Annotated in this window: 23 protein-coding genes; 9 read left to right on the top strand and 14 right to left on the bottom strand. The window is 60.3% G+C overall.

Annotation, left to right across the window (positions count from 1 at the left end; translation table 11 throughout):
- Nucleotides 1-92: 92 nt before the first annotated feature.
- Nucleotides 93-1,244, top strand: coding sequence for an acyltransferase family protein (locus NCR40_RS10520; protein ID WP_284507745.1), 1,152 nt, complete (start codon nucleotides 93-95; stop codon nucleotides 1,242-1,244).
- 630 nt (nucleotides 1,245-1,874) lie between these two features.
- The gene (locus NCR40_RS10515; protein ID WP_250509419.1) at nucleotides 1,875-3,392 is read left to right on the top strand and encodes a hypothetical protein; all 1,518 of its coding nucleotides are present in this window, start codon (nucleotides 1,875-1,877) and stop codon (nucleotides 3,390-3,392) included.
- An 89-nt stretch (nucleotides 3,393-3,481) separates the two neighbouring features.
- Here the strand turns inward: NCR40_RS10515 and NCR40_RS10510 are convergent, their stop codons facing one another.
- The 8 genes from NCR40_RS10510 to NCR40_RS10475 all read right to left on the bottom strand — a co-directional run bounded on the left by NCR40_RS10510 (nucleotide 3,482) and on the right by NCR40_RS10475 (nucleotide 10,927).
- Nucleotides 3,482-5,356, bottom strand: coding sequence for a hypothetical protein (locus NCR40_RS10510; protein ID WP_250509418.1), 1,875 nt, complete (start codon nucleotides 5,354-5,356; stop codon nucleotides 3,482-3,484).
- Nucleotides 5,357-5,486: 130 nt separating this feature from the next.
- On the bottom strand, nucleotides 5,487-6,302 hold the full coding sequence (locus NCR40_RS10505; RefSeq protein WP_250509417.1) for a glycosyltransferase family 2 protein: 816 nt from the start codon (nucleotides 6,300-6,302) through the stop codon (nucleotides 5,487-5,489).
- Between the two features lie 7 nt (nucleotides 6,303-6,309).
- Nucleotides 6,310-6,666: an EamA family transporter gene (locus tag NCR40_RS10500; RefSeq protein WP_250509416.1), complete on the bottom strand. Its 357-nt coding sequence runs from the start codon at nucleotides 6,664-6,666 to the stop codon at nucleotides 6,310-6,312.
- Nucleotides 6,666-7,499 (bottom strand): sugar phosphate isomerase/epimerase family protein, encoded by an 834-nt coding sequence (locus NCR40_RS10495; RefSeq protein ID WP_250509415.1) that lies wholly within the window; start codon nucleotides 7,497-7,499, stop codon nucleotides 6,666-6,668. Before NCR40_RS10495 ends, NCR40_RS10500 begins: the two co-directional genes overlap by 1 nt.
- Before the next feature lie 6 nt (nucleotides 7,500-7,505).
- Nucleotides 7,506-8,288, bottom strand: a complete 783-nt coding sequence (locus NCR40_RS10490) for an NAD-dependent epimerase/dehydratase family protein (RefSeq protein ID WP_250509414.1) — start codon at nucleotides 8,286-8,288, stop codon at nucleotides 7,506-7,508.
- Nucleotides 8,289-8,296: 8 nt separating this feature from the next.
- Nucleotides 8,297-9,451, bottom strand: coding sequence for an NAD(P)/FAD-dependent oxidoreductase (locus NCR40_RS10485; RefSeq protein WP_250509413.1), 1,155 nt, complete (start codon nucleotides 9,449-9,451; stop codon nucleotides 8,297-8,299).
- On the bottom strand, nucleotides 9,451-10,476 hold the full coding sequence (locus NCR40_RS10480; protein WP_250509412.1) for a glycosyltransferase: 1,026 nt from the start codon (nucleotides 10,474-10,476) through the stop codon (nucleotides 9,451-9,453). Before NCR40_RS10480 ends, NCR40_RS10485 begins: the two co-directional genes overlap by 1 nt.
- A gap of 109 nt (nucleotides 10,477-10,585) precedes the next feature.
- Nucleotides 10,586-10,927: a hypothetical protein gene (locus tag NCR40_RS10475; protein WP_250509411.1), complete on the bottom strand. Its 342-nt coding sequence runs from the start codon at nucleotides 10,925-10,927 to the stop codon at nucleotides 10,586-10,588.
- Nucleotides 10,928-11,070: 143 nt separating this feature from the next.
- Between NCR40_RS10475 and NCR40_RS10470 the strand changes: the two genes are divergently transcribed.
- Complete coding sequence (locus tag NCR40_RS10470; RefSeq protein WP_250509410.1) at nucleotides 11,071-11,292, top strand: hypothetical protein; 222 nt, start codon at nucleotides 11,071-11,073, stop codon at nucleotides 11,290-11,292.
- On the opposite strand, the gene NCR40_RS10465 is transcribed toward NCR40_RS10470, so the two are convergent.
- Together NCR40_RS10465 and NCR40_RS10460 are read right to left on the bottom strand one after the other, a co-directional pair.
- The gene (locus NCR40_RS10465; protein ID WP_250509409.1) at nucleotides 11,274-11,678 is read right to left on the bottom strand and encodes a hypothetical protein; all 405 of its coding nucleotides are present in this window, start codon (nucleotides 11,676-11,678) and stop codon (nucleotides 11,274-11,276) included. The two genes, NCR40_RS10470 and NCR40_RS10465, sit on opposite strands and share 19 nt — an antisense overlap.
- A gap of 157 nt (nucleotides 11,679-11,835) precedes the next feature.
- On the bottom strand, nucleotides 11,836-12,126 hold the full coding sequence (locus NCR40_RS10460; RefSeq protein ID WP_250509408.1) for a hypothetical protein: 291 nt from the start codon (nucleotides 12,124-12,126) through the stop codon (nucleotides 11,836-11,838).
- A 519-nt stretch (nucleotides 12,127-12,645) separates the two neighbouring features.
- Between NCR40_RS10460 and NCR40_RS10455 the strand changes: the two genes are divergently transcribed.
- The 5 genes from NCR40_RS10455 to NCR40_RS10435 all read left to right on the top strand — a co-directional run bounded on the left by NCR40_RS10455 (nucleotide 12,646) and on the right by NCR40_RS10435 (nucleotide 18,651).
- Nucleotides 12,646-13,488, top strand: coding sequence for a glycosyltransferase family 2 protein (locus NCR40_RS10455; protein WP_250509407.1), 843 nt, complete (start codon nucleotides 12,646-12,648; stop codon nucleotides 13,486-13,488).
- Nucleotides 13,485-14,444: a UDP-glucose 4-epimerase family protein gene (locus NCR40_RS10450; RefSeq protein ID WP_250509406.1), complete on the top strand. Its 960-nt coding sequence runs from the start codon at nucleotides 13,485-13,487 to the stop codon at nucleotides 14,442-14,444. Before NCR40_RS10455 ends, NCR40_RS10450 begins: the two co-directional genes overlap by 4 nt.
- 125 nt (nucleotides 14,445-14,569) lie before the next feature.
- A complete protein-coding gene (locus NCR40_RS10445) occupies nucleotides 14,570-15,619 on the top strand; it encodes an MraY family glycosyltransferase (RefSeq protein WP_250509405.1) in 1,050 nt (349 codons plus the stop codon).
- Nucleotides 15,616-17,523 (top strand): polysaccharide biosynthesis protein, encoded by a 1,908-nt coding sequence (locus NCR40_RS10440; protein WP_250509404.1) that lies wholly within the window; start codon nucleotides 15,616-15,618, stop codon nucleotides 17,521-17,523. Before NCR40_RS10445 ends, NCR40_RS10440 begins: the two co-directional genes overlap by 4 nt.
- Before the next feature lie 15 nt (nucleotides 17,524-17,538).
- On the top strand, nucleotides 17,539-18,651 hold the full coding sequence (locus NCR40_RS10435) for a glycosyltransferase family 9 protein (RefSeq protein ID WP_250509403.1): 1,113 nt from the start codon (nucleotides 17,539-17,541) through the stop codon (nucleotides 18,649-18,651).
- Here the strand turns inward: NCR40_RS10435 and NCR40_RS10430 are convergent.
- From NCR40_RS10430 to NCR40_RS10420, 3 genes are all read right to left on the bottom strand, one after another.
- The gene (locus tag NCR40_RS10430; RefSeq protein ID WP_250465414.1) at nucleotides 18,575-19,507 is read right to left on the bottom strand and encodes a LysR family transcriptional regulator; all 933 of its coding nucleotides are present in this window, start codon (nucleotides 19,505-19,507) and stop codon (nucleotides 18,575-18,577) included. The genes NCR40_RS10435 and NCR40_RS10430 overlap by 77 nt on opposite strands.
- A gap of 126 nt (nucleotides 19,508-19,633) precedes the next feature.
- A complete protein-coding gene (locus NCR40_RS10425; RefSeq protein ID WP_244826057.1) occupies nucleotides 19,634-20,224 on the bottom strand; it encodes a phosphatase PAP2 family protein in 591 nt (196 codons plus the stop codon).
- Between the two features lie 69 nt (nucleotides 20,225-20,293).
- Nucleotides 20,294-21,367, bottom strand: coding sequence for a GlxA family transcriptional regulator (locus NCR40_RS10420; protein WP_250509402.1), 1,074 nt, complete (start codon nucleotides 21,365-21,367; stop codon nucleotides 20,294-20,296).
- A 297-nt stretch (nucleotides 21,368-21,664) separates the two neighbouring features.
- Here NCR40_RS10420 and galU point away from each other — a divergent pair, with 297 nt between their 5' ends.
- A complete protein-coding gene (galU, locus tag NCR40_RS10415; RefSeq protein ID WP_244826053.1) occupies nucleotides 21,665-22,615 on the top strand; it encodes a UTP--glucose-1-phosphate uridylyltransferase GalU in 951 nt (316 codons plus the stop codon).
- Nucleotides 22,616-22,683: 68 nt separating this feature from the next.
- On the opposite strand, the gene NCR40_RS10410 is transcribed toward galU, so the two are convergent.
- Nucleotides 22,684-23,136, bottom strand: coding sequence for a GDP-mannose mannosyl hydrolase (locus tag NCR40_RS10410; RefSeq protein ID WP_244826052.1), 453 nt, complete (start codon nucleotides 23,134-23,136; stop codon nucleotides 22,684-22,686).
- Between the last annotated feature and the right edge of the window lie 146 nt (nucleotides 23,137-23,282).

The raw sequence follows: 23,282 nt of genomic DNA, 5'->3' as shown, positions 1-23,282 counted from the left end.
CTGCGGTACACCCTTGCGCTTGCATGACATCGACCATTTCTATTCAATGAGAATCGTCGGTAACATCTTCATTTTCTAGGAGTTCGAAGAACATGGTCAGAAGTGGTGCGCCGGCCGACGCACGAGGTAGACATCTCGACGCGTTAACGTCCTTGCGTTTTTTCGCGGCCGGAATGATCGTTCTCGGACATGCCCATGGTCTGTGGGGATCGTTCGGCATTGCAACTAATTTCTCGTTGGCACAGGGCGTCTCGTTTTTCTTCGTCTTGTCCGGCTTCATCCTCGCCTACAACTATCCCCATGTCGAAAACGAACTGCGGCGGTTCTATCGTGCCCGGTTCGCCCGTCTGTGGCCTCTCCACATTGTTGCCATCCTGTTGCTTCCATTGATCGCGCATACGTGGAATACGGCAGATCTTTCTTCGCCAAGAGCATTTTGCGTCTTCGTCGCAAACCTCTTTCTCGTTCAATCCTGGATACCTTTCCGCAACGTCTATTTGACGCTAAATGGCGTTGCATGGAGCATCTCCACCGAAGCCTTCTTCTACCTTGCGTTTCCCCTGGCGGTTCTCGGGCTACGACGATCTTACGCATTAGTACTCGGGGTGGCGGCTGTAGTGACACTCTTCTTCATCTGGATGGTTGTCCATTTTCAGATCCCAATTAGTGAGACCGACACCGGCATTAACTCGATGGGCCTCTTATATGTCAACCCGCTCGCGCGTCTCTTCGAATTCGTTCTCGGTATGACAGCCTGCGCTGCATACAAGAGAATCAGCGAAAAGCAGCGCGCCATCAGCACCGAGGGCGCGACAATTGACGAGTTCGTGATGCTCGCGGTCATTGCTATTTCAATGCATATCACGCCACGCTTGCCCTGGGTTCAGGTGCTCCCGGGGAATTGGGCGGCAGCGTTCCAGTATTATTCCGTCAAAAGCGGGTCAGCAATCGTTTTTGCCGCTGCAATCGTGGTGTTCGCGCTTGGTCGCGGCGCCGTCTCCAGGGCACTTACCTCGCGTGCGTTGGTGTTTCTGGGCGAGGCGAGCTTCTCTCTCTATCTAACTCATACGACAGTACTTCTATGGTTCCAGGCGCATCCTGCCATCGCTAACGCGCCTATAGGGCCATACTTGTATTGGGCCGCATGCCTTATCCTCGCTTCGCTGCTTTTCGTTCTCGTGGAAACGCCGATGCGTCGACTGATCCTCGGCAAGCGTCCGAGCATTCGACCGGTCGAGGCTTAGGTCAGTGAACCGGTCGTCGATTATCGTCTTGGTCGCCGCCTCGTTGTGCTGCGGGCTTAGTGCGGCGCAATCTTTGCCGTCAGCGGCTTTTACCGCAATAACTCCGGCTGTCACAGTCGGTGAAACAGTTGCGGGCGTATTTGCTTGTCCCGATGCGAACGCCCCGGCTTGCCAGCCACAGGCAGCTTTCAACGTGGGCAGGCTCACGTTGCCTGCGAGCGTACCGTTTCGCATGGCGGACCCTTACAGATGGGGCGGCCACTGTTCGTTAGATATCTTGAACGGTAGGCCCGTCTCCCCTAATACGCTAGTCGTTAGTCGACGCGAGCGCCTTGCGGTATCCGGCTGGGCCTTCAACGATGTGCAGATGCCGGACGAGACAATGTTCGTTCTTGCATCGTCTAAAACGCAGTACCGAGCGCCTGTTATCAGGCAAACACCGCGGCCAGACGTTGCGAAGTACTTTGGAATTCCGACGTTGGTCGGCTCTGGATATGACGGCGATCTCGCGTTGTCGGCCGTCCCCGACGGGATCTACGATATTTACATCCTGATGAGAAACAGGTCGGCGCTGACGTTGTGCCACCTTGCTCCAAAGCTGCAAATTACAAGCCCGTAGAGAGGAACATCTTGCATCGATTCAAACTGTCGACCGTCATCGCTACGGCATTCGTGTTTATTGTCTTTGCTTTGGTGTTCCACAAAGACCCACTTTCGATAGTCAATCAGGCGCTCTTCGACCGCTACTCTGAAGGCTACGTCGTATGCACGATCGTCCGCGACGCCACGAATCCGGACCCTAAGCGGCCGCGGCTCGGGCTCGGTGTCTATCCGGACAAGCCGGGTTGCTATAAACAGTTCGACGATAGCTCGTTCAAGACATTGACTCGTCACGAGCCCTTCAATTACTCCGATCCGAACTGGGATGCGGGCATCGCGCGCGCCTTCAGCGGATTCATGGTTAAGCGCAATGTGGTCAACTTCACCCATTACGCTCCCGGCTCCAAGATTCGTTTGCCTAATGGCACGCTTGTCAACATTCTGGATTTAAGCGTCAATCCGCTTTACATAAACGTGCGGCTCGACGGGCCGATTCTCACGGATGCGATGTTTTCGCCAGCCGCCTACACTCCGCTACAAAAAATTGATGCGCCGTTTCACGGATATGGAAGCCAGATCGGAATTGCGGGATTTTTATTCTCGAACCTTTATGAGCATTTCAGAAGTCGTGATTTAAATGCCTATCGCGCACTCAATACCACGGCGTTGGCTGCGCTGGCGGCTATCATCGTCGTGTGTGCATTCGTCGAGTTCGGCTTTCTTCCAGCGCTCTTTGCTGGTGCGGGATTGATACTTTCACCGTGGTTCATGGGTTTTGCGGGCAATATGTACTGGATGGAGTGGACATGGTTTTTGCCTTTGGCCTTCACTTGTCTGGTCATGGGAGCGTCCAAACCGTTTGACCGACGGTCTGGCTTTACGGCATGTCTGGGCTACGCCATCTGCATCGCAATCAAGGCCGCCTGTGGGTACGAATACTTGTCGACAGTGATGCTCGCGTCGATGGTCCCCGTCGTTTATGTCGGATTCAGGGATTCGGCATCCATCCGGCAGATTTTCATCTCCATATGCAAGCTTGGAGGCGCGGGCATGATCGCGTTTTTCGGGGTCCTGCTCGTGCACGCGAAAATTCTAGGCGGTACGGTGGCGGGCGGACTGACGGGTATTCATGAAGACATGGCGCGCCGCACGTATTCGGCAGGAACCGATCCGGCGTTAGGCACGAATGCGCCCCTCCTGGATGTTCTGTCGAAATATTTCGGCGAACTCCTGCAGCCGATACTTGTGGGCATTGACGTGTCTTTCTATGTCGTGCTCGTCGCGCTGTGCGCCGCAGCTGCTTGCCTTGTACTTTCGAAGAATCTCCGTCATAGGGCACTGGGCATCTGTTTCTTCTTTAGTACCGCTGCGCCGATGTCATGGTTCGTTCTGGCGAAGGGGCACTCCTTTGTTCACTACTTTCTGAACCCCGTACTCTGGGATTTGCCAACAGTTCCGCTCGGGCTCATCTGCGTTGGGACTTGCCTGTCCATACTGTTGCCGCGGATCAGGTCTAGGCCAGCGGACGGCGCGAAAGTTGCCAGCTAAGCGGCGGCCGGTCTTTCGAAAGGGCAAATAGGGCGGCGAAGAAGTCATCGCCCCATTTGCATTCGACTGTTCCTTGCAAGCAGCCGGCTTTAATTTGCGTTGGGCCTCGAAGGCGTTGCCTGCACTGCCGTGATTGGCACAAGAACCCAATCCGCCTTCCACGAAGGCTGAAGATAGTTCGATGCGCGAGTTTCCAGCATGACTGCTTCGACCGTCTGGCCTTCAAGACTGAAACTGGTGGGCAAGGGCGTGATCCAGATCCCACTCGGCGCGTTCAGTACATTTGTACGGAATTCAAGCACTTTCCCCGATGTCAGTTTGTATTTGATCTTCAGGGGTGCGCCTCGGAACAGGAGATTTCGCAGTCTTCCGAGGAAGGTGAACTTCAGCGCCGGCTTCAACCTGATGACGCCGCCCGTTGCCCGGGGCACGGCATACCAGACACCGAGTTGCATCGTGTTGGAGGCAATGAGGCGCTCGGAATAACGCGTCGTGGAAGTATTCGCCTCGAACAATGCCGCGGGCTTGCCGTCGTGTACGTTAAACCGATCGACGATACGATAGTTGAGTAACAGGGTTGCCGACGTGAGGGGATCTTCATTCAACGCAAGTTTCGCGTCGAAGGCCTCGAACGGGTTGCATTCGGGGCCCGGACACATGATCCCTGCAGTCCAAAGAACGTACTTTGGGCGTTGGGGAGACTCAAAGAACTGCTGATTCATGGCGTCGAGGCGCGGCGTTAGCGTCATGTAACTCTGAAATAATGGCCGGTGACTGTAGTTCAGCCTGTTCGCGTATATGTATTCGTTGTTGTAGGGATAAACATCAATGGGCGAGCGACCTATCTTCTGCAGAAACGAGTCCGGAAGCTTGTATTGCGCATAGGCTTGCGCCATGCGCATGTCATACGGCACGGAAAAGTCAATTCCGGCTTTCAATGCATTCCGGGTCGGTGCGCCCGGGAAGCTCGGATAGACTCCAATGTAATACAGCGCACTCGCAGCCACCACGAACAGCAGTCTGCCTTGCCGGCTGGAATCGAAAAGCATGACGCAGATTACGACGGCGCCAGGGGCCACGAAGTAGGAGAGGTAATGATCTGTCCTGCTGAACCCGATTTTAAACAGAACCACGAACAACGCATTGACGGTGAGGAGCAACCGAGGACGCCGCCAAAGAGCGTAGACGTTCAGACACAGGAATACGAGTGCTGCGGCGACATACGTGCGCCAAACGTTATCGACATCGATGGTCATGTCCACCGAGTTGCCGAAGTTCAACTGATTGTTGATCAACAGGTAATCAACCAGACTCGCGCTTTGGTGGAAAATCGACGTTCCAACCGCGACGTAAGCGATTACGCCGCCAGCGAATAGAAACAATAAATCCCGGATTTGGCGATCTAACCAAGCACGCGTCGCGAAGTACGTCCCGAAGGTCACAACCGCGAATGTGCCATAGAAAAAGCGAACGTAGAAAAAAAATCCCGCGACAACTCCCAAGCTAAAGAGCCACCTTCCTTTTAGCTTCAGAGGCGCATTCTGTGAGTACTCAAGGAACGCGACCACAGTTAGCGGCCAAAGAAAGAATGCCGACGAGAAAACCAGACCGTTGAAGAATAAAATGTACGCGATCCCAAACAATATGTAATTGCGTGCTTTAAAGCAAAGTGCGAACAACACTGCCCAAAAGAAGGCCTGAACCAAGCTGCTGAATGCGATGCTCGCCCAGTACGAATAGACGTCGTGCATCGACGTCGCACCGCCCACTAGCCAGTAAAGGGGGCCGTAACTAAATAGGAAATCCTGCGTTCCGTAGAAGACCGAGTTTGTCAGATTTACCCACTGCTCCACGTTGCCCGTTGAACCTGAAGTGGTTGCAAATCGCAGTTCAGAAAAGACAGCCATGAAGACAAGGCCGAAAGCAAGCCATTCGGTGCCGTATCTTCTTGTCGACGAGATCATTCGCGAGGAGTTCCTGTTTCAATCATCACGTTGGGGAGCCACCCGTCACTTCGCTGCAACGCTCCGTGGCGCACTGTACACACGGCAAGGAAGCGAAATGGGCCGCAGTGCACCGTTTTGCCCGCGGCGATTACGCGTTATACGCGCCGAAACAAGCCTTGAACAAGACCTTCAACACCGAGAAATTGCCTCTCACCGCGCTAATCTTCGTCGGCACTTCGCCCTTCGGGTAGCGTCGGGTCGTCGCCAGTTCGATGCATCGGTAACCGAGTTTCGGCGCGCGATATGACAGATACACGAGCAACTCGTAGGTCGTGAAGGCGTCGCGGAAAATCGCCATCTTCGGGTCCAGCAACATGCGCCGGCTGTAGCCGCGAAAGCCTTGTGTCGTGTCCGTCCATTTAAAGCCCGAAAAAACACTCAGCATCGGCGCGTGAATGAAGCGAATGGCGAAGTCGCGCGACTTCGGCGTGTTCTCGGCGATGCCGCCCGCCAGAAAACGCGACGCCTGCACGAAGTCGTAGCCTTTCCCCAGCGCGTCGATGAAGCGCGGAATGGCTTCAGGATCGTCCTTATCGTTACCGTCGATCGTAACAATTTCCTCGTAACCCTGATCGAGCACGAAGGCATACGCGCAGCGCAACTGCGCGCTCAGTTTGCCGGGCGCGGTCTTCAACAGCAGCCCCCGCACGTCCTGGCTGCGCAGGAAATCTTCGCCCAGCGAGCCGTCCGTGCTGCCGCCGTCGACGATGATGATATCGGCGCGGTCGGCAATCTTCAGCGCATGCATGCGCACCAGCAGGTTGCGAATGCGTTCGCCCTCATTTATCACCGGAATAACGACGCACGCCTTGTAGCGGCGTCCGAGCCACATGAGTGTATTGAAGGCCGGAACCTGCCAGACGGAGCGGTCGTCGCGCAAGGGCGAATGGGAAGTTGTGTTCATGATGTACTCAAGATACGCGCAAGGTCAGCAGGACAACGCCGGTTACGATGAAGCAAATGCCTGCGCCGGTCGTCCAGTGAAACGGCTCGCGGAAAACCAGCACCGAACTCAGTGCGACGGTGGCAATCGCGCCCGAGGTCAGAACCGGGTGAGCGACGTTCAGCGGCAGCCGCGCAAGCGCCGCCGCGTACAGCAGAAACGCCGCGCCGTAGAGCCCGAGGCCAAGCCAGAACGGCCAATTGGTCAACGCGGCCATCGGGTCGGCCGGCGACGGAAATTTCCGCGGCGGAAGCATAGCGAACTTGACGAGCACGCTGGCCGCCGCGTTGGAACCGATGCCCAACGCAAGAATGATCCACTTCATCAGCGCGCTCCGGCTCGTATGCCGCGGTAATGCGAAATCGTCGTTCCGAGCGCGCGCTCGATCGAAATGTCGTGCGGCTCGTTTTTCGTCGCGACCATTTCGATGGTGACAATGTGATCTGGCAAATGGTCACGAACGGCGCGCGCGAAGGCGTCGTGGTCGCCTTTGCCGTCGCCGACGGGAACCAGATCCGGCTCGCTCACGTGTACATGGCCGATCGCCGGGGCGCACTCGCGCACAATCGTCTCCGGGTCTTCCCCGTTGATCGTGATCGCGCCGGTGTCGAGCTGCATCCCGATGGCCGGATGCGCGACCTGTTTCACAACGCCCAGCGTCTCCAGGCTCGTCGTCATGAAGTTTGCGCCGTAACGCGGCGGATTCGGCTCAAGACAGACGATGACGCCCTGATCGGCAGCAATGTCGCCAAGACGACGAAAAAAGGGCACGGCGATGTCGAGCACTTCCGCATCGTCGATACCCGCGCGGTCACGATTCTTCGGCGAGCCGAACACGAGGCGCGTGGCCCCGACGCCGCTGCCAATCCGGCACACTGCGGCGAGATGCGCGAGCATCGCTTCCTGGCTGGCGGTATTGCCGAAAAGATTGAGTCCCGAGGTGCCAAACAAGAGCGACTGCATGCCGACAAGTTCGACACCGCGCCTCGCCCACCAGTCCTTGACGCGCGCCATGTCGTCGGCGGTGGCCTTCGCCGGCTCGGGAAAGTATTTGCCCGGCGCAATGTCGATGGCGTCCACGCCGTGACGCGCGTAGAGCGCGGCCAGCGTTTCGTCTTCAGCGACGTCCCAGGCGATATTCGATACAGAAATTCGCATTGCCGGTCATGCTCCCGCTTTGATTGTCAGCGGCTCGGACTGCGCGTAGGCGCGCACCGCCTGAACCGTTTCGCGCCGGCTATATTGCCACGGGCCCGCCGTGCCGAAGACCGCGCCGTGCTTCGTGCGCAGGTCGTAAGTGGCCGGAGCGTTGCCAATCGCCTGTTCGAACGGCTTGCCGAAGCCTTCCTTCGACACGTCGGCGACACGGATCGGTTCGGCCGTCAGATGCACGAGCTTCAGTCCCGCGTCGCGCGCAATGGCGATGTCGTAGGCCAGGTTGACCATCGGATAGAACTGGAACACGCCGCGGCTGTCGATCATGCCGACGTTGTTGTCGTTCAGGAAGTCGAAGATCACGTTCTTGCGCAAACCCGGCCCGACGAGACCCGGCAGCCGCACGATCAGATGCTCCGGAAAATGCGCCTCGACGAACTTCTCAAGATGACGGCGGTTCTTGCCGTAAGCGTGCAGATCGGTTTCGTCGACGAAGGTGTCTTCATCGACGCCCACCGGCGTCTTGAACACGTCCACCGTGCTGATGAGCGTGAAACGCCTGCACTCGATGGTCTTCAGATGTGCAATCAGCGCCTCGATGTTGCCAAGGTCGGCTTCCGGTTCGCGATTGGCGATCCATTTCTGCGCCGGCGCGGCGGTGCATATGACGCTGTCGAAGCGCTGGCCGTCGATCGTGCCGATGTTAGTGGAGCGGTAGAGCGAATCGAAAGTGCCCTGTTTGAGCAACGTCTGTCCGACGAAGCCGGAGAATCCAATAAGCGCGTTGGTCATGGTGCCTTTCACGAGCAAGTGGTTTGAACTGGTGCCGCGGCGAACGACTCGGCGTCCAGCTTTTCGAGCACATCGTAAATGTTGTCGATCTTCCCGCCGAGAATCGAATAGCAGCCGGGAAGATCGGCGTGTTTTTCGAAGAGAATGGGGCGACCGTCGTCCACCTCGTTCTTGCCGAGCACGGTCTTGACTTCGAACAGCGATTCTACGTACTTCGCGTCGCGGACCGCCGGCATGTAGCGCGCGACGTCACGAATCATGCGGTCCACGCGGGACTCGCGCGGATAGTCCGCGAGACGCGCGTATGGATCGACGCCAGGGGCGTCGTCCCAGTGCAGATGCGGCGTGTAACGCACGTGCGACAGCGTGTGCAGTCCACGCGATGGGAACGGCATCATCGAGAAAAACGGACCGTCCATGACCGTCACGCCGATATCCACGAGCTTCGGCGGCGCCTGCACGAGCGCCATCTCGGTGATTTCCTGCTTGAGCCGCGTGCGTGTGCCCGGAAATTCGCCGGTCAACTGATTCAGTCCGCTGTACGTGCAGTTGAAGACGTAGTGCCCGGTGAGCGTCGCGGCGTCGCCGTTCGCGTCGCGCACGACGACATTCAGGCCGCTGTCGCCGGTGCGCGTGACGGATTCGGCGCGCATGTTCAGCCGGACGTCGACCGCCGCTTCGAACAATTCGCGTCGCGCCCAGCAGGCGAGTTCGCGTGAGTCGAACGCGTATTCTTGGACGACGAACACGTTTTCAATCAGCCGCGGCTCGAACAGCGCCTTCAGCGACGCATCCGCCGGTTCCAGTCGCGCGCCGGTTTCGCGGCAAAAGCGCTGGAACTGCTTTGCAGTGACTTTCGAATTGCGGCGCGCAATGGCGTACAGCTTCACGAAATCCGCCTTGACGGCCTGCGGCCAGTCGCGCACGAACTTCGGCAGATTGATGCGGCTACGGTACGCGGTGGTGAAGCTGCGCGGATAGTGATAGCCGTTATGGACGCGGGCCTGATTGTTGTAGGACGCGCGTTGCAGCAGGTCGTCGCCCCGTTCGACGAGACAGATGCGCCGGAGCCCGCGTTGCCGAGCCAGATAGACGGCGATGGCCGAACCGTAGAAACCGCCGCCGATGATGACCGCATCCAGCGGCTGCGAAGCGTTCGCCATCAGGAGATTCGGGCCGCGCTGGACTTCGGCCGATGTTCGGGCGCAAGCGACACGTCCTCGATATTCAGCTTTTCGCGCCGCGTCATCCGCGCGCTTGTGAATTCCTGGCCGACATGATAAAGCGGACCGTCGGTCGAGAGGCTTGCCATGTGTAGGATGTATTCGGCAAGCACAAGCAGTACGAGCGACAGCAGGAAGAACATGCCCGACTGTTGCAGCGACAGGCTGACCCAGCCCTCCGCGACATGCGGCTTGAACAGCGCGATAAACACCACATAGACCGAATACAGCAGGTTCGCGCCCGCGCCGAACAGCGACAGCGTGGTGACCATACGCATGGGCGCGCGCGTCGTGGAGACGAGCAGCCGCACGCCCCGGTCGATGCTTTCGCCGAGCCGCTTGGTGCCGTGCGTCTTCGGCGGCGCGCTGTATTGCAGCGTCTGGCGCGAGAAACCGCCGGTGATCGGCAGATGCCGGTACGTGATGGCCGGCTGCGGATGCTGCAGGATGAAGTTGACGATTCGCTTGCTGATAACGCGGAACTGCGGTGCATCGCTTGCGAGACTTGCCCCGCTGAAGTAGCGGTAGAGCAAATTAAATGCGCCGTGCGCGAACCGATACGGCGCACTTTGCGCGGGTTTGCGCTGATTATTCGCGAGCACAATGTCGGTGCCGTCGGTAGCCTTTCCCAGCATGACTGCGAGCATGGAGATGTCGTCGAGCATCGGATCGAGCACGGCGACGAAGTCGCCCAGACCATTCTCGAGGCCGGCCCAGAACGCGGTGTCCGCATCGACTTCCTTGGTTAGCGCATACACTTGAAGATTCGGCTGTCCCGATTCGGCAGTGAGCTGACGCAGCACGGCGACGCTGTCGTCTTCGGAAGCGTTATCGACAATGATCAGTTCGTAGTCGCTGACGAGGCCGCTGACCGTTTTCGCGACTTCGTCGACGATAGCCCCGAGTTCCGGGCCGCGATTGCGGACGAGCAAGACCACCGACAGCAAAATGGGAAAGGGCACCATTATCGGGCAATGTTCGCAAAAAAACGTATTGTAAGCGACGCGTCTCCTCCGGGCCACCGCGTCGTCAAAGCGTGGCGGAGGTCTGCACGAGCGCGGACGGCCCGGCGCGTCACAGACGCATAACGACCTTGGGTGCACCGTCGCGGACGATCGTAATTTGCCCGAAGCGGGGGCTGTCGTGGAACAAGGCCTCCTGATTCACGAAGACGGTCGCGCAAGCGTTCGCCGCACGCGCCGCGCCGACGTACGCCGCCTTCTCCGGACTCTCGAACACCGAGCGGCCGAACGCAATCTCGGTGTAGTCGCGCACGGGGCCTTCGCTGCCGAGAAGCGCGCATCGCAGGTCGACCCGCGCCGTTGCCTGCGCGACGAGCGCCCGATTTTGCGCGTTGATCCGCTCCAGTCGCCGTATTGCGCGTTGGCCCCGCGATACGCCTGCACGTTCTGCCATGCGGCCGCCACGGCGAGGAGTAACCAGACCGCCGCGAGCGTACGGCGGCCGGCGGCTCGAAGCGAGTCCAGACGAAGGTGAGACAGAGGCTGAGCGGCACGGTGAACTTCAGGCGGTCGAACGAATACTTGACCGCGTGCGGCATGAACAGCAAGTTTTCTGCGAACGGCACGGCGGACAGCGCCAGCACGATTAGCGTCAGACGCACGCCGGAGGCGGCTGCCGGCACGCGCTGCGAACCGGTCGGACCGAGCGACCGAAGCGCGGCGAGCGCGATGAAACCGCCCGCCAGCGCCATCGGCAAGAGCGCGCCGAACGATGTCGCGTACCCTCTAAACAGATCTGTCTACGACACCGAGTCCTGAAAACTGCGCACCTTGATGCGCGCGACCATCACCTTTGCAGTATCGAGCATATCAAGCGACAACGCGAAGTGCGCGACGATCAAGGCGCCCGCGAGCGCCGTGGCGAGCGCGATGCTGAGTGCATGCCGTCCGAACTCCGGACGCACGCGGCGCGCGCACACCAGGCACACGACGAACAACGCATTGACGACAAAGCCCGTCCACTCGACGAACGCGGTGAGGAACGACATCGCGCACGGCGTGGCGAGCAGTTTGCGTCGCGGTTCGCCGTCGGCCCGGAGCAAGTCGAACATGACGAGCAACTGCGCGATCAGGAGCAGTTCATCGAGCGGCTGATTCCAGTACACAAGGCCGAACGAGAGCAAGCCCTGGCGCGAAAACAGCAAACGGAGACGGCGGCCGTCCCGGCGATGGTGAGTCCCTTCGCATCGACGCCGCTTGCAAGAGCGACGCGGCACGTTAGCCGAAACAGCAGTAAGGCGGCGATCAGGCCGAGCATGCAGTTGAACACGATCATCGACGCGAGCGTCGTCGGCTGCCCCGTCAGCAGAAGCTGCGTCTTGGACGGCAGTGCCGGAACGAAGAAGCCAGCGGCGGAAACGACGTATAGATGTAGTAGTCGCCATCCTTATTAGGCACGGTCGCTCCCCAGCGGATGCGCTTGTCGCGCGGATTCGCGAGCGTCACGAGCGGCAGCAGCCTGCTTTCGGCGAGGGGCACATGCGTCAACGCCGTCACAGTCAACAGCGAGTGATAAGCGGCGTCGAGATTTTCCGTGCCGATTTCCTGACGGAAGTCATGCCAGCGACGGCCGAGGGGCAGAATGAAGAGCATGATAACCGCAGCAAGGGCTGCCTCGGCACGCGACAGGTATGGCTGGCAGGCGTTCAGTCTCGAATGTTCGTCCATCTTGGATTGCGTTCGAATCGTTGGCGGGATCGGTGTGTCGCCTGACAATTCGTCGCATCCCCGCTCAATGACTGCTGTTATAGCTCCATATCGGCAGGCGAAGGCGAGGATTGTTATTGTGCTCTGCTCATCATCCTTTCGGCGCTTTTCACGATGCCGAACAGTCCATCCGCAGTCTATGATTGTAGTAATCCTAACGACGTGATGGTGGCGCGTGGCGGTTGTTTACCACAGCCACACAACTATCTTATTAAACGACTGAGCAGAGGCGCAAAATGGAAGATCACGCCGATTCTCACGGCGTCTTTTGCAGCGTCGAAGTATTCCGGCAGCATGAATCCTTTGATTATTTGCTACGAGTGGTTCATTTCAGCGAAAATATCGCCTCACGTTATCCAAACTACAACCGCGGCAACTTTAGATATCCCGTCTCCAAGGAAGCAGTTGAACCCCAATCCCGCCAACGCAAGCTCGCCCCAACCAATAAGCGTATCTCTCGTCGTCTACCGGCCGCATCGTGCAATGCTAGAGCGTACCTTGCAAACACTCGACACTGCGCTAGATTGCTTCCTGAAGCAGAGTCAGGCCAAGTCCGTGCCGCTGTACCTCATAAACAACGGAACGGATGAGCGCATTGATTGGGCGCAGCTTACCGACGGAGCCCAGTTGCAAACGAACGTCGTCGAAGGACACGGCAACGTCGGCTACGGCCGCGGCCACAACCTTGTGATCGAGCTAACTGCGAGCCGTTACCATCTAATTTTGAACCCAGACATCGAACTGGAAAGTAGCGCGCTCATCCACGCCATCGACTTCATGGACGCGCATCCGGAAGTCGGCCTGCTTTCCCCGTTCATCATCGACGACACCGGCCACCAACAATTCCTCTGCCGCCGCTTCCCAACCGTCCTCGATCTTTTCGTGCGCGGCTTTCTCCCAGCACGCCTTCGCGCGCCCTTTGAAAACCGCCTGGCCCGTTACGAAATGCGCGACGTCATCAACGACGAAAACATCCTCTGGGACCCGCCCATCGTCAGCGGCTGCTTCATGCTATTCCGCACCGAGGTTCTCAAAAAACTCGGCGGCTTCGACCCGCGCTATTTCCTCTATTTCGAAGACTACGACCTGAGCCTGCGTACCCACGAAATCGCCCGCGTGGCCTACGTGCCCTCGGTACGCGTGCTGCATCATGGCGGCGACGCGGCGCGCAAGGGCTTCAAACACATCAAGCTCTTCGTCACATCGGCGTGCAGGTTCTTCAACCGCTTCGGCTGGAAATGGCTATGAGCGAGCGCATCGGCGTGACCGGAGCAAACGGGTTCGTCGGGCGGGCCGTGTCGCGCTTGCTGCTCGATGCGGGCAAAGAGCCTGTAGGCATCGTGCGCGAGGCTGCAGCGGTCGAGCCGGGCGTCACGCCCGTGCACATCGGCTCGCTCGATGCAGTCACGCCCGCATCCTTCGAAAAGTGCGCGTCGGTGATTCATCTGGCCGCGCGCGTCCACGTCATGAGCGACGCGGCCACCGACCCGCTCGCCGCCTTTCGCGCAATCAACGTCGATGGCACCCTCAGCGTCGCCGACGCGGCACATCGCGCAGGCGCGCGGCGCTTGGTCTTCGTGAGCAGCATCAAGGCGCTCGCCGAACTGGACGATGGCCGTCCGCTAAAGGAAACCGATACGCCGCATCCACCCGATCCATACGGCGTCTCCAAGCTCGAAGCGGAGATCAGGCTGAAGGAGTTCGGCGCGCGCACCGGGCTGGAAATCGTGATCGCGCGTCCGCCGCTGGTCTATGGCCCCGATGTGCGCGCCAATTTCCTGAGCCTGATGGACGCGATCGCCAAGGGCATGCCGTTGCCCATCGGCGCGGTGGAAGCACGCAGAAGCCTTTGCTACGTGATGAATCTCGCCGATGCGCTCGTCACCTGCGCCACGCATCCGCGCGCCGCGAATCAGCTATTCCACATCACCGACGGCGAAGATCCCGGTGTCGCAGACCTCGCCCGGCGTCTAGGGCATCATCTGCATAAGCCCGCGCGGCTGGTCTCCGTGCCGGTCGGCGCCTTGAAACTGGCAGGCAGACTCACCGGCAAATCTCCTCAAATCGCTCGCCTGACCGGCAGCCTCCAGATCGACTCGACTCACATCCGCGATGTGCTAGGCTGGCGCCCGCCGTACACGCTCGACGAAGGCCTCGCCGCAACGGCGGACTGGTATCGCGCGTATCGTCTGCAGAAAACATAATTCCGAGCTAATTATGTCGAGTTAACGTCCGGTAACAACGGACAAGCCCCGGTAACACGCGCGCCGCGTCGAAGAGGGCATGATTTGTCACAGTCGAAAGAACCTCACCTTGCAACTTCCGGGAAATGACCCAGCCGCTGTCACCTTTTGTCGTCAGTTCTCCATGGATTGCCGCTGCTTTAGTCGCAGCGGGATCGCTCGCAGCATGCGCCGCGATCCTCTCAGCCTTGCTTCGCACGGGCTTGGCCTGGCGCCTCGCCACTGATTTTCCGAACGAACGTTCGCTTCATAGCCGTCCGACGCCGCGTGTCGGCGGATGGGGAATCGTTCCGGTTGCCGTCATCGCCATGCTGGTCGCCACGCCCACGCTGTGGCTTGCCGCGCTCTTGACCGTGGTGCTCGCGGCTGTATCGCAAATCGACGATCGTCGCGGCTTGCCCGCCCGCGTGCGCTTCGGCGCGCACGTGGCCGCCGTTGCGCTGCTCATCGCGCTGAATCCCGCGCCGGTGCCTTGGTGGGCGCTGGTTGCCGTCGGCTTCCTCATGGTCTGGCTCGTCAACCTCTACAACTTCATGGATGGCTCCGACGGCCTTGCAGGCGGCATGGCGCTATTCGGTTTCGGCGGTTACGCCGTCGCGGCGCTCTCCGGGCCCGTGCCGCAGATCGATTTAGGCGTCGCGAGCGCGGCGCTCGCCGGTGCCGCAGCGGGCTTCTTGCTATTCAATTTTCATCCGGCTAGGATTTTTCTGGGAGATTCGGGGTCGATTCCCTTAGGATTCTTGGCTGGAGCACTCGGATATTGGGGCTGGCTCAAGGGCACGTGGCCCGTTTGGTTTCCGGCGCTGGTGTTTTCGCCGTTCATCGGCGACGCGTCGGTGACGCTGCTCAAGCGTCTCGCGCGCGGAGAAAGGTTCTGGCAGGCTCACCGGGAGCATTACTATCAACGCATGGTTCAAGCCGGCGCCGGCCACGCGCGGACGGCGCTTGCGTGGTATGTGCTGATGCTCGCGGGCGTCGTGCTCGCCATCTCGGCGCTCGCGTGGTCTCCCGCGAGTCAGTGGCTGGCGGTCGCAGTATGGGTGGTCGTTGTCGTGGCGGCAGGCTCAGTCGTCGATGTTTGCTGGCGCCGTCATCAAGCGCTTCACTCCGGACAACCTAGAGGTACACGCGGATGATTCGATACAAAGCTCCTTGGCTTTCCGCCGGAGCCTTCGCGTTCGATCTGTGCGCGGTTGCCGCGACATGGCTCGTCGCCTACATGATCCGCTTCAACGGCGCCGTGCCGCCCGAGTTTCAGCACGGCGCATTCATGGCGCTCATCTGGGTGCTGCCTGTCTACGGCGTCATGTTCCGCGTCTTCGGCCTCTATCGTGGCATGTGGGTGTTCGCGAGTCTGCCCGATCTGATGCGCATTTCGAAGTCGGTCGCCGTCGGCGCGCTCGTCGTCATGATCGGCGCGGTCATGGCGCAACCAACGCCGGTCATTCCTCGCTCGGTGCTGATCGTCGAGCCGCTGTTGCTGTTTCTCGCAATGGGCGGCGCGCGCGCGCTCTATCGTGCGACCAAGGAGTTCTATCTCTATGGCGGGCTCGTCGGGCAGGGCAAGCCTGTGATCGTACTCGGCGCGGGCACTGCGGGCGCCATGCTGGCGCGTGAACTTGCGCGTTCGAGCGAATGGCGTCTGGTCGGCCTGCTCGATGACGATCGCTCGAAGCAAGGCCGCGAAGTGCTCGGCCACAAGGTGCTCGGCAGTTTCGGCGACTTGCAGCAGGTCGCGGAGCAATACAAGACCGATTACGCCATCATCGCGATTCCCTCGGCATCGGCGGAAGAGCAGCGTCGCGTCGCCACGCTGTGCGTGCGCGCGGGCGTGAAGGTCATGGTGCTGCCCGCGCTCAGTCAATTGACGCAAGGCGAGGGCGGTTTCCTGTCGCGCGTGCGGCAGATCGATCTCGAGGATTTGCTCGGCCGCGAGCCCGTCAAAATCGACATGCCGCACGTCGAACAGTTGCTGCACGGTCGTGTAGTAATGGTGACGGGCGCGGGCGGTTCTATCGGCTCGGAACTCTGCCGGCAGATTCTGCGTTTCTCGCCGGCGCAACTCGTCGCCTACGATCTGAGCGAATACGCGATGTATCGCCTGATCGAGGAGTTGCACGAGAAATTCACGGATTGCTCGGTGATTCCGGTCGTCGGCGACGCCAAGGATTCGCTGCTGCTCGATCAGACCATGGCGCGCTTTGCGCCGCATATCGTGTTTCATGCGGCCGCCTACAAGCACGTGCCGCTGATGGAAGAGCAGAACGCCTGGCAAGCCGTGCGCAATAACGTGCTCGGCACGCTGCGCGTCGCGCGCGCGGCGATTCGCCATGACGTGCGCCACTTCGTTTTGATTTCCACCGACAAGGCCGTCAACCCGACCAACGTGATGGGCGCCAGCAAGCGGCTCGCCGAGATGGCGTGTCAGGCCTTGCAGCAGGCCGCGCCGCACACGCAGTTCGAGACGGTGCGCTTCGGCAATGTGCTCGGCAGCGCGGGCAGCGTGATCCCCAAGTTCCAGCAGCAGATTGCGAAGGGCGGCCCGGTCACGGTGACGCATCCGGAAATCACGCGCTTCTTCATGACCATTCCCGAAGCCGCGCAACTCGTGTTGCAGGCGTCGAGCATGGGACGTGGCGGCGAGATTTTCATTCTGGATATGGGTCAGCCCGTGAAGATCGTCGATCTGGCGCGCGATCTGATCCGGCTCTACGGTTACAGCGAAGAACAGATTCGCATCGTGTTCACCGGCTTGCGGCCGGGCGAGAAGCTTTACGAGGAACTACTCGCCGACGACGAAACCACCACGCGCACGCCGCATCCCAAACTGCGGATCGCGCAGGCGCGAGGTGTGCCAGAAAACTTCATCGACGAGTTGTTGCCGTGGCTCATGCAGCATCGCGTGCTCGCGGATGACGAAGTGCGGCGCGATCTGCGTCGCTGGGTGCCGGAGTATCAGACGGTGACCAACCCCACGCTGCAGAGCGTGCCGGTTGCGAAAGTGGCGAAAGTGGCCAACGAGCGCGGCGCGTCGCTCTGACGGAGCCAACAGCGCATGACGACTTTCGACGAAGTCCATGCGCTGACCCATGCGGGTTCGTTGTTATCGAGGCACGGCGAGATCGTCGCGTCCTACGATCTCGAAGCCACCGGTAGCGATGCCTCCGGCTTCACGTCATTACATGACGCGCGGCGCGACATTCTCTGCGCCGTCTCCACTCCCTTCACGGCGAACTATGCAGCCGCGCGCCGCGTTCATCTCATCAACGCGTTCGGTGTGACGCTGGGCGATTCGATCATCGGCCTGTCCGCGCTCTTCGCAATCAAGCGACACTGGCCGCATCTCACGTTCACGATTTATCGGCCGGCTCATGCGCCAGGCTACGTGAAGCGCTTGTATGAACTGGCCGCGCCGCTCGTCGGGGGCGATGTGATCGATCTGCCGGTGCCGCTCGCAAGCCTGCCCGCCGATGAACCGAAGATCGACCTCGGCAATCATCTCTTCTGGCTGAGCTTCGCCTCGATGCCGATGATCGATTTCTTCATCCGCGCGTTAGGCGTGGACCCGCTAAGCGTAGCGCCGGAAGACAAGCGCAATCGCTGGCTGCGTGATCTGGCCTTGCCCTTGCCCGCGCGTCACGCAGACGACGCGGCGTATGTGCTGTTCTGTCCCAACGCGAGCACGCCAGTGCGCAGCGTGCCGCAGGCGGCGCGTGGGCGCATCGTCGCGCGTCTGTGGGACGAATTCGGCTTGCCCGTGTATGGCTTCGGCGCGATCGATCACCCGCACTATCGCGACATCGCGGCGCGTTCCAGGGATACGGCGGAATTCATCGCGTGGATCGGACACGCCTGTTATCTGGCGACGCCCGATACCGCCGCGCTGCATATCGCAGCGGGCTTCGACGTGCCGACGACGGCTTTCTTCACGACCATCGGCGCAGCGTTACGCTCGCGCGACTACGCCAACTGTCATGCAGTGGAGTTCGAACTGAGCGAGCTGCAAGGGATTCACGCGAGTGCCAGAGCGCAGGACCTTCGCGCGCTCGAACGTGTGTATGGCGCCTACGACTGGCGCACCATGCCGATCGTCACGACGGCGAGACCGTTTTGCCGCTCGCCTGAAACGCGGGCAAGCGTCCATACAGCTCCGCCACCCAGTCGATGAACACGCGCACGCGCCGTGGCTGATGCCGGTTCGCCGCATACAGCACCGACACCACGCGCGCATACGACGGATACTCGTTCAGCACTTCCACGAGCGCGCCGCTTTTCACATAAGGGTCGAGCGTGTAGCTCGAACTCTGGATGAGTCCGAGGCCCGAGACGCCGCACGCAATGTACGAATCGCCGTCGTTCACCGCGATCTTGTGCTTCATCGCGATGGTGCGCGTTTCGTTATCGACGACGAATTCCCAGTTGCGCACGCGCCCCGACTTGTTGAGCACGTAGCCGACCGCGAGATGCTGTTCGAGATCGTCGAGCGTGCGCGGCGTGCCGTACTTCTCGAGATAGCCGGGCGATGCGCACGTGATCTGCGAATACGCGCCAATGCGCTTGGCCACGAGGCCGACATCGCCGACCGCGCCCACGCGCACCACGCAATCCACGGCTTCCTCGACGAGATCGACCGAGCGGTCCGTCAAAAGCAATTCGACGCCGATATCCGGATAAGCCGCGAAGAATTCCGGCAAGGCGGGAATGATGGTGCTCTTCGCCATGACCTGTGGCAGGCTGACCTTGACGTTGCCCTTGGGACTGAGCTTCGAATGCGAGAGCGACGCTTCCATGTCATCGATCTCGCCCAGCACGCGCACGCAGCGATCGTAGTAAGCCTCGCCGTCTTCGGTGATGCTGATGCTGCGTGTGGTGCGATTGATGAGGCGTGCGCCGAGATGCGCCTCGAGCGCTTGCAGCGTGCGCGATACGCTCGCGGGCGGCAGGCGCAGCGCATCGGCAGCCTTGGAGAAGCTGCCCGCCTCGACGACGCGCGCAAAGACCTTCATGGCGAGAAAGCGATCCATACTCGTCTGCAATCACGGCCGCGCGCGCAAAAGATGCAGGCATGCACGGCGGTCGAACTGTTGATCAAGCGGGGATCATACTTTGGAACCCGCCAGCCGCGCAGTAACCGTGGCCGGCGCGCACGATCACGACAGTCCGAGTCCGCGGCACAGCCACCACGAGTAGTGTTCGATCATCCGCTGGAACGGCGCGTGATGGCCGTAAGCGATCGAAGAGACGGCGAGCAGCCCGAGGCCCGCCACGAGCGCGCGCGGCATCTTGCGCGGCACGGCAAACACATGGCGCAACAACAGGAAGGCGATGAGGCCGCCGAGCAGCCAGCCAGCCACGACTTCAGCGGGCGTGTGCGCGTCCTGCAGAATACGACTTGCGCCGATCAGCGCCGCGAGTACTAGTCCCGCTGCCGCGCCCAGGAGATACCACGCTCTTCCGAGCCCGCCCGCGAGCAAGCCTGCGGCGACCGTATAGATCGATGCCGCGAGCATGGTGTGCCCGCTGATCATACGAAATTCGATGGCCGGCACTTCGAGGCCACAGCCTGCATAGAGAATCTTCGAAAGGCCGACCAATCCCATGCCGGCCGTCAGCAGCACGGCCCAGCGAATGGCGAGCCGCATGTCCACCGAGCGCAACCACAGTGCGCAAACGAGTGCGAGCGGCAAAAGAAGCGCCGCGTCGCCGAGATTGGAAAAAATCCAGAGTATTTTCGTTTCCATGCCTTTTTCGTTACCCCGTCCTGGCGCGCATCGGTCCATGCGCTGTTTAAGCTTATGTCGCCATAAAGTCTATGTCGTGTCGGCCGCTTGCTTGCGCCGTCCCGCCATGCGGTATTCCGTCGGCGAGATCGACAGCCGCTTGCGAAAGATCTTCGCGAGGCCGTCGCCACTGCCCGCGCCGCATCGGCGCGCAATCTTGTCCACCGGTAAGTCCGTTCCCGCAAGAAGCATGCAACTCGCGTCCAGTCGCGCGCGCAAGAGATATTCAGAAGGCGTGAGCCCGATTTGCGCCTTGAAGCGGCGCAGGAAGTTGCGTTCGCTCATGGCCGCGACGCGTGCCGCATCGGTGATCGAAATCGGCTTCACGTAGTTCTCGCGCATCCAGCGCGCGGCTGCGTCGATCTTCTGGCGCACGCCGCCGCTGTCGGTGTCTTCCAGCACGGTTGCAAGCTTTTGCCACGCGCCCGGCAGCGTGCGCTCCGACACTTCGCGCGCTACCGCCGCGCCGTGATCGCGCTTGATGATGGACAACGCCGCCGCGATCGGGCCTTTAGGATCGTCCAGCGTAAGCGTTTGTTCCGCGATGAAAAGTGCGTTCGACAACGCAGGCGACAAGGCCGAGGACAACGCGTCCTGCGCGGGTTCATCGCCGAAATCGAGCGAACGGTTCTGCAGCGTGAGATTCGCCGCCGCCAGAATGTGCGCGCCTTCGCCGATAGCCTTGATGAACGGGATCTTCGGTGCAATACGCCCAAGGCGTTTGCGCAACATGACGTCGTGCCGCGCGTGCCGCGCGCCTTCGCCGCCCGCGATGAAAAGGGCATCGCACTCGTTCATCCAGCGGTTTTCGAGGCTTTCGCTCCAGATGCGCATGGAACAGCTGCTCGCCACGCTCCCGCCTTCACTGGACACGAACATCAGCGAATAGTTCGGCGCCGCAGCGTTCGAGCCCGCATGAGCAGGCAGGCGAACCTGGTTGGCAAGCGAAAAGACTTCAGAAATAGAACTGACTTCGACGAGCGAGAAGTCCTCGAAGATCAGAATGCCGATTCGCTTCGCCATGCTGGCCACATCGGCGGGCGGCGCGTCGGTTTCGGGCGAGCGCACGACCTGCAGCCGGCCCATACCGTTGGCATATACCATCGACTTTCTCCTGTTCATCCCCTGTGTCGTAATCTCCCTGGTGGAGCGAAAAGCAGAGGGAAAACCAAGCTATATGCGTGGCACTATACGCGGCAGGCAGCAAACGCCGTCGCCATCGTCGGATAATGGCGAACTGTTGGCAGATGATTTCGATATTCGGACGATAAGCTGGCATCACTCATGTCGTCTGATGAAATCGGGCGATTGATTCCACTACATATCCCACAACAAGAGGCGGCCGCGAACGCTCCAAGACGCGTCGCAACGCCTCGTGCAACCGACAACCGAGGTGAGCCGATGCTCAAGGTACGCAAGGCGGTATTCCCAGTAGCCGGTCTCGGCACGCGCTTCCTGCCCGCAACGAAGGCGAGTCCGAAGGAAATGCTGCCCGTCGTGGACAAGCCGCTGATTCAGTACGCGGTCGAAGAAGCGATGGCCGCTGGCATCACGGAGATGATCTTCGTGACCGGGCGCAGCAAGCGCGCAATCGAAGACCACTTCGACAAGTCCTATGAAGTCGAAGCCGAACTCGAAGCGCGCGGCAAGGACAAGTTGCTCGAACTCGTGCGCGGCATCTTGCCGAGCCATGTCACCTGCATGTACGTGCGTCAGGCCGAAGCGCTCGGTCTCGGTCACGCCGTGTTGTGCGCGGAAAAGCTCGTCGGCGGCGAACCGTTCGCGGTCGTGCTCGCGGACGACCTGCTCGACGGCAAGCCGCCCGTGCTCTCGCAAATGGTCGATGTGTTCGACCACTATCATTCGTCGGTGATCGGCGTCGAGGAGATCGACCGCAAGGATTCGCGCTCGTATGGCGTGATCGAGGGCAAGCCCTGGGACGATGGTCTCTTCAAGCTCTCGCGCGTGGTCGAAAAGCCGGAACCGGCGCTCGCGCCTTCGAACTTCGGCGTGGTCGGCCGCTATGTGCTGATGCCGCGCGTGTTCGACTTCCTGCGTCAGCAGAAGCCGGGCGCAGGCGGCGAGATTCAACTGACGGACGCCATTGCCGCGTTGCTCGAACAGGAACAGGTGCTCGCGTATCGCTATCACGGCAAGCGTTTCGACTGCGGCAGCAAGCTCGGCTATCTGAAGGCGACGGTCGAATTCGCCCTGCGTCATCCGGAAGTGCGCGATGAATTCGCCGCCTACCTGAACGCGCATTTCGGCAAGCTGGAAGCGGCGCAAGCAGAAGAAGTCCGCACCGATGTGGATGTCGACGACACGAGCGAAGACTCCACGGTCATCGCCTGAAGCATCATCTGTTTCGGTTCGATGAGAACGGCGCGCAGCGATGCGCGCCGTTTTTTTTGCTGCACGGCTTAGCGGAAGTAAGCCTTCGTGTTCTCGTGCACGTCTTCGCGTGCGAGCAGTTCATCGGGCAGCAGCCATCGATAATCGCTGTGCTGATCGAAGCGGCCGATGGGCACCGTGCCGCTCAGGTTCATCGCGTAGGCAAGCACGATGTAGTGCGTGCCGAAGCCGGGCTCGCCGGCGAAGTTATCGTCGTAGCGATGCTCGAACACGCCATAAAAGCGCGACGACGAACGCTCGACGCTCGCCACGCCCAGTTCGTTACTGACGACGCGCTTGAACGCGGCATCGAGCGATTCGTCCTTGTCCACGCGCCCGCCCGGCACGAACCACGTGCCCTGTGCGGGTCGATTGCGGCGATGACCGACCAGAACCCGGCGGTTGCCGTCGGTCACGATCAGGTCGATCGAAATGAGCGGCGTGAGCCGGACCACCGTCATGAAATCGTCCACGTTCAGCATTGCTGCTCCATTGGTCTTTGCTTTTAATCGTTATGGATGCTGCTCGCGCGATATGCACGGCGCGCGTTCAGTGTAGCGCGCGAATTCTCGCGACAGGCATGCACGACACTGGCGAAAAGCGCCGAAAGATCGTCCACGTGTGCCAC

This window comes from Caballeronia sp. GACF4, assembly GCF_023631025.1.
In the GTDB taxonomy this organism is placed as follows: Bacteria; Pseudomonadota; Gammaproteobacteria; order Burkholderiales; family Burkholderiaceae; genus Caballeronia.
This window is presented reverse-complemented; position numbering and strand designations above follow the sequence as displayed.